A 6,982-nucleotide genomic window follows, 5' to 3' on the forward strand; every position below is an offset into this window, starting at 1 on the left:
AATCTACTTTTGCCTTAATCAAATCCCCAACTTTAATATCTTCTTTGTCGCAATGTTTTTGAAGAATTTTTTCAGCAATTGTTTTTCCCACGTTATCCTCCTAGTATTTTAACTATTTTTAATTTTTCAATAAAGCAATTATATTAAGCATTTTTTCTGTTGCCTCAATAGCTGCCAAAACCTGATCAGAATTAACGCCTTTAGTCATAATATTCTCTTTATTGCCCGGCAATTCCCAAGCTATTGAACATTGTACCAGAGAGTCTGTCTTTCCCCCTGGAGGAATGGTAACAACATAATCAACCAATAAAGGCAATTCTAGCCCAATTTTTTTAAATATCTTTCTGGTAGCATTCATAAAGGCATCATAACCACCATCACCTTGGGCATTTTCTTCTAATTCTATTTCTTTTCCTTTTTCCTTGTCGATATAAATCAATTTTATTACCGCCACCGGCCTGGTAAGCTTGCTGGTTATAATATTATATGCCTTAAATCTAAAAACTCTTTCTTCCGGTGTATCTAGAACATCAGATATTATATAAGGCAAGTCAGCAGTTGTGATGCTTTTCTTTTTATCGCTTAATTCAATTACTCTATTTAAAACACTCTTTTTCTGTTCTTTGGTTAATTCTATACCGATTTCTTCCAGATTATAATCCAAGTTTGATTTTCCACTTAATTTTCCTAATGAATATTGCCTTTCCCTATTAAACCTTTCTGGCAAGAGTTTGCTGGCATATAAATTTCCCTTTCTGTCTCCATCAGCATGTATTCCTGCTGTTTGAGTAAATACATTTTCACCGCATATAGGCTTATTGGCAGCAATGCGATAAGCAGAAAAAGCTTCAACAGTTTTACTTAAAATATATAAACCCTTCTCTTCAATACCTGTATCTATCTCTAGAAAATCCCTTATCGCTACTACTACTTCTTCTAAAAGAGCATTTCCTGCTCTTTCTCCCATGCCGTTTACGGTGCAATGAACTCCTTTAATTCCTGCTTCTACAGTAGCAATAGTATTAGCAGTTGCCAGACCATAATCATTATGGCCATGAAAATCAAACCACAATTCAGGATATTTCAAGATTATCTCTTGGGTATAGTTGTAGGTCTGGGTAGGATACATAATACCTAAGGTATCAGGCAGCATAAATCTTTGTATTTTTTCTTCTCTAAGCCGGTCTATCAGATAAACAATGTATTCAGGAGAATTAATCATGCCATTTGACCAATCTTCTAACCATAAGTTGCACTTAATTCCCTTTTTGGTAGCATACTCAATAGTCTTTTTGATTTCCTCTAAATGCTTTTCTTTGGTTTTTTTTAATTGAGTTGCCAGATGTCTTGCAGATCCTTTTGCTAAAATATTTATTACTTTTCCTCCTGATTTAAAAATCCAATCAACAGATTCATGAATATCTACAAACCCTAATATTTCTATTCTTTCCAGATAATTTTTTTTGTTAGCCCATTGAACAATTTTTCTAACAGCCTCTTCTTCTCCTTCACTAACTTTCGCACTGGTAATTTCAATCCTATCTACCTTAACATCATCTAGTAATATTTTAGCAAGGGCTAATTTCTCTTCAGGAGAGTAGCTGACATTTTTCATCTGCTCCCCATCTCTTAAAGTGGTATCAATGATTTCCAACTTTGTAACCATTTATTATTTCCTATTCTGTAATTTCATATTTTGAAATTTGCTTTAATTATTTATTAGATTTTCTTTAATCCATTATTCTGCATTTATCTGCCCCCGACAACATTTTGTTGATAGCTTTAAGATAAGCCTTTACGCTTGCTTCTAAGGTATCAGTGCTTATGCTCTTTCCAATATAAGAATGGCCATTATCTTTGATTTCCACAACTGCCTCACCTTGAGCATCTTTTCCCCGCGTCAGCGCCCTGATATAATAATCAGTTAATTTAACTTTGACTCCAGTAATACGATCAATTGCGTTAAATACCGCGTCTACCGGCCCATCTCCACAGGCAGCATCCTCATATGTCTTTCCCTCCCTTGATAATCTTATCGTAGCGGTTGGCAAAATACTGTTTCCGGTACTAATATGAAAATGGTTTAACTCATAAATATCGGTAATATCAGTAACTAAAATTTCAGACATTAAGGCAATAATATCCTCACTATAAATTTCCTTCTTCTTATCTGCCAGTTGTTTAAATTGCTCAAATGATTTATCAAGTTTTTCTTTATCTAACTCATATCCCAATTCGGCTAATCTTTTTCTAAAGGCATTCCGACCAGAATGTTTCCCTAAAACTATCTGGTTGCTTTCCAGTCCAATAGTCTGTGGTTTCATAATCTCATAAGTAGAGGCATCTTTTAATACACCTGCCTGATGTATTCCTGCCTCATGAGCGAAGGCATTTTTCCCCACGATAGCCTTATTAGGCTGAACGACAAAACCGGTTAATCGGCTTACCAATTTACTGGTAGGATAAATAAAATGGGTGTCAATATTGGTTGTTTTATTATAAAAATCTCTCCTGGTATGAATGGCCATGACAATTTCCTCCAGAGAGGCATTACCTGCTCTCTCTCCAATTCCATTTATGGTACATTCAATCTGTCCCACTCCATGTTTTAAAGATTCCAGTGAATTTGCCACTGCTAATCCCAGATCATTGTGACAGTGTACGCTTAGAACAGCTTGGCTGACATTTGTTACATTTTCCTTAATGCCCTTTATTAACCTGGCAAATTCCTCCGGTTGGGAATAGCCGACAGTATCAGGTATATTGATAACGGTTGCTCCAGCTTTAATCGCTTCTTCAAAAATCTGATATAAAAATTCCGGCTCACTACGACTGGCATCTTCAGCAGAAAATTCTACATCCAGGCAATAACTCTTTGCCAATTTCACAGCCAATACCGCTTGTTTTAAGACTTCCCGTGGTGCCTTCTCCAGTTTTAATTTCATATGTATAGGAGAGGTAGCGATAAAAGTATGTATTCTTGGTTTTTTGGCTAATTTTATAGCATCCCAGGCACATTTAATGTCCTGTTCTACTGCTCGGCATAAGGCAGTGATAGTGGGACCTTTTATATTATTAGCAATAGTTTTCACTCCTTCAAAATCCCCAGGAGAGGATATTGGAAAACCAGCTTCAATGACATCGACCTTCATCTTTTCTAAATGCCTGGCAATCTCCAATTTCTCCTGTGTATTTAGAGAGGCACCAGGACATTGCTCTCCATCACGCAAGGTAGTATCAAAAATCATAATCTTATCTGTCATAATATACCTCCTACTTAAACTTTTTTATAATATTAATTAACTTCATGAATTATTATTCTTCTATTTGGGCTTATACCTTTAAACCATTTTTACTGCTTCTGGTAATAGCAATTCTTCCTGTACGCACTATTTCTCTAATGCCAAATGGTTTTAAAAGATTCAGAAATCCACCAACTTTTTCTTCGTCCCCGGACATTTCAATAGTCATTGTATTTCGTTCTACAAAGACTACTTTGGCCTTAAATATTTCTACTAATTGAATAATTTCTGAACGAATCGGCAGGGAATCTACATGAACTCTAACTAAAACTAGCTCTCTTTCAATGATATTTTCAGCCGGAATATCTCTTACCCGGATAACATCAATTAATTTATTTAATTGTTTGATTATTTGCTCTAATACTTTCTCATCACCACTTACGATGATAGTCATTCTGGAAATTCCTGGTATCTCCGAATGACCCACGGCAATACTCTCAATATTAAAACCTCTCCTGGTAAATAAACCTGCCACCCTGGCCATTACTCCCGGGAGGTCTTCAACTAAAATAGCGATGGTATGTTTCATGTTTAATCAACTCCTATCATTTGATTGATTGATGAATCGGGTTTCACCAGGGGGAAAATATTTTCTTCCGCTGGAATATGACAATCTATCAACACAAATTGATTTTTCCTAGATGCTTTCTCTAAGGTTGGGAAAAAATCCTCTTGTTTATCAACTCTAAATCCTATACCTCCATAAGCTTCTACAATCTTTACAAAATCGGGATTCCCAGCAAGTAAAGTAGAAACATAGCGTTTATCATAGAATAATTCTTGCAACTGTCTTACCATTCCCAGGTAACCATTATTCATCAATATTACGATAATTGACAAACGGTTATAAATTGCAGTGGCTAATTCCTGAATATTCATTTGGAAACCACCATCACCAGAAATACAAATGACTGTCTTATGGGGACAGCCTATTTTGGTGCCTATAGCAGCAGGCAATCCGAATCCCATAGCTCCTAATCCCCCTGAAGAGATAAAATGTCGAGGATAATTAACCCGGGTATAATGAGCCGCCCACATCTGATGTTGACCGACATCAGTTACAATAATTGCTTCGCCCTTAAATAACTCATTTAAAGCTTTCATAATAAACCTGGAATGTAGCAGTGGATCATTATCCTCTCTGCTTACAGGGTCTTTTGCCCTAATTTCTTGTAGCTCCTGCAGCCATAAATTATGTTCTTTTCCCCCAATAAAGTTATTCAATTGTTGTAATATATTCTTCAAATCACCTACAATAGGAATTTTTATCGAGATATTTTTCCCTATTTCTGCTGGATCAATGTCTATATGAATAATATCCGCCTGGGGACAAAATTGATTTAAATTACCGGTAATCCTGTCATCAAAACGAGTTCCTAAGGCAATGATTAAATCAGCATTGCTGACTAGCTGATTAGCAGTATATTGGCCATACATTCCTAGCATGCCAAGAAACAGATGATGGTTTGTGGGGAAACTACCTAGACCCATAAAAGTATTAACTACAGGTATATTGGTTTTGATTACTATCTTCATTAATTCCGGAACAGCATTGGCATTAATAACACCTCCCCCGGAAATAATTACTGGCTTTTTTGCTTCCATTATCTTCATTGCTGCAGATTTTATCTGTTTAATATGTCCCCTATAAGAGGGATTATATCCTTTCCTATTTATTTTTTCGGGATAATTAAAATTACCTTTGGCTAACTGAATATCCTTTGGTATATCAATAAGTACCGGACCAGGTCTACCGGTTCGAGCAATATAAAAAGCCTCTTTTATTATTGATGCTAAATCTCCAACTTTTCTGGCAATATAATTATGTTTGGTAATGGGTAAAGTTATTCCGGTAATATCAACTTCTTGGAAGGCATCATTACCTACTAAAGCAGTGGGTACTTGCCCAGTAAAGGCAACCAATGGGACCGAATCCATATGTGCATTGGCCAGACCGGTTACCAGATTAGTGGCACCGGGTCCAGAGGTAACCACACACACTCCTACCTCACCAGTTGCTCTGGCATATCCATCTGCCGCATGAACTGCTCCCTGTTCGTGTCTGGTTAAAATATTCTTAAAAGGAAGTGGTTCATATTTTCCAAAGGTATCGTACAAAGGCATAATTGCCGCACCTGGTATACCAAAAATAACCTTTATTTTTTCCTGCTTTAGACATTCAACAATAATTTCAGTTCCACTTAATTCCATTTCTGTCACCTCAATTCTTTTCTATCAACAATAGCTATATTTTATATGCTTCACTGAAAATTTTATGTTGCTAAAAAATATCAATAATTAATAAAAATCCCCAGCAAGCAGGCTCTTTCTTATCGTACAAGGAACCTTCCGCTGGGGTCTTTTTTACCCACGGTGTAATACGAAAACTTTTAAAAGATAAATCTCGTATTTTATACCACTTGGTCCAGACTTTTACCAGAAAACGGAACCCTAGGTATACTTCCTTAAATAAAAAAGTCGTCCCTGAGCCTATCAGGCTCATATAGGGACGACTTTCTCGTGTTACCACCCTATTTCGGTAGAAAAATCAATCTTTTCTACCCTCATTCTGTTTCAAAAATCCTACTGAGTTAGTCAAACTTTACTCATCACTGATATAGAAAGAAGTGAGTTTCGGTAACATTTACTGCCATACTCACACCAGAACATGGCTCTCTTTAGTCAATCATTACCTACTGGCTTCTTAAAAAAGGTAATTTTTGAAATTCTACTAATATATTCTGATTTTGTCAAATAATTTTTGCTATTTGCTTATAAATTAATTCCAATCTTCAAATTTTTTCTAATAAGAATTTATTTGATAATATTAAGATTCGGCTTTAACATCCTTGCTAACACTGTACTTTCTGATGGGCAGGAAGGCATGAACCTCTCTTTTGTATTTCACAAATATATCGCCAAATACTTCCTGCAAAAACTTACTCTCCTGTGCAGCTGAAAATCCTAAGAAAGCCTTGATCATAACGAGAAAGGCAATAATAATTACTGTGGCAAAAAGAGAAAAGGGATTATTTTTAATACCTATCATTATCCCTCCAATCATAAACATATAAATTCCTGTATAAAGTGGGTGTCTGATAAAAGCATATATGCCGCTGGTAATAATCTTGGTTGAAGAAAGCATATGCCCTGCCCAGGTATGATATTTCCCTAAATCTATCTTAGCTTTTGCCACTAAAAAAGCACCACTAAAGGTACAAAAAAGTCCAATATAATTATGAAAAAACATGTTTTTCATGTTTATTATTACATATATATAAACAAAAATGGGTACTAAATAAAATAGTTTTAAAATAGAAACTATTTTTATATTTATCAGAGGCAACATTCCTTTTTTATTTCGGAAATCAGAGACAAAAAAAGTAAACACTATCAAACAGACAAATGCTATAGCTTGAAATATTGTTAAACTCATTATTTTTTCCCTTTACTTTCTAGTATATATAATCATTATTTTACCTTTTCCTTTAGTACTATTATTAAATTTAACTAATTTTCATTAGAAAAACTTTATTCCTGCCAGAAAAAGAATTCATCTGCCTTTTTTTTGATACTACGATATTCATTAAGCATGACCTTTGGATCAGGATAGCCCATTGCAATACAAGCTACCAACTTCTTTTCTTTATGGATATTCAAAGATTCTTTAATTTCAGCAG

General features: G+C 35.1%; 5 protein-coding genes. All 5 read right to left on the reverse strand.

Going from position 1 to position 6,982, the window contains the following annotated elements:
* Nucleotides 1–118: 118 nt before the first annotated feature.
* On the reverse strand, nt 119–1,666 hold the full coding sequence (locus PHD84_10200) for an alpha-isopropylmalate synthase regulatory domain-containing protein (GenBank protein ID MDD5638165.1): 1,548 nt from the start codon (nt 1,664–1,666) through the stop codon (nt 119–121).
* Between the two features lie 64 nt (nt 1,667–1,730).
* Entirely contained in the window at nt 1,731–3,263 is a 1,533-nt protein-coding gene (locus PHD84_10205; protein MDD5638166.1) for a 2-isopropylmalate synthase, read from the reverse strand.
* 70 nt (nt 3,264–3,333) lie between these two features.
* The gene (gene ilvN, locus PHD84_10210) at nt 3,334–3,831 is read right to left on the reverse strand and encodes an acetolactate synthase small subunit (protein ID MDD5638167.1); all 498 of its coding nucleotides are present in this window, start codon (nt 3,829–3,831) and stop codon (nt 3,334–3,336) included.
* 2 nt (nt 3,832–3,833) lie between these two features.
* Nucleotides 3,834–5,513, reverse strand: a complete 1,680-nt coding sequence (ilvB, locus tag PHD84_10215) for a biosynthetic-type acetolactate synthase large subunit (GenBank protein ID MDD5638168.1) — start codon at nt 5,511–5,513, stop codon at nt 3,834–3,836.
* A gap of 616 nt (nt 5,514–6,129) precedes the next feature.
* Nucleotides 6,130–6,738 carry a methyltransferase gene (locus PHD84_10220; protein MDD5638169.1) on the reverse strand — a complete coding sequence of 203 codons (609 nt, stop codon included), beginning with the start codon at nt 6,736–6,738 and terminating at the stop codon, nt 6,130–6,132.
* Nucleotides 6,739–6,982: the final 244 nt, after the last annotated feature.

The organism is Atribacterota bacterium (assembly GCA_028717805.1).
Taxonomy (GTDB): Bacteria; Atribacterota; Phoenicimicrobiia; order Phoenicimicrobiales; family Stramentimicrobiaceae; genus Stramentimicrobium.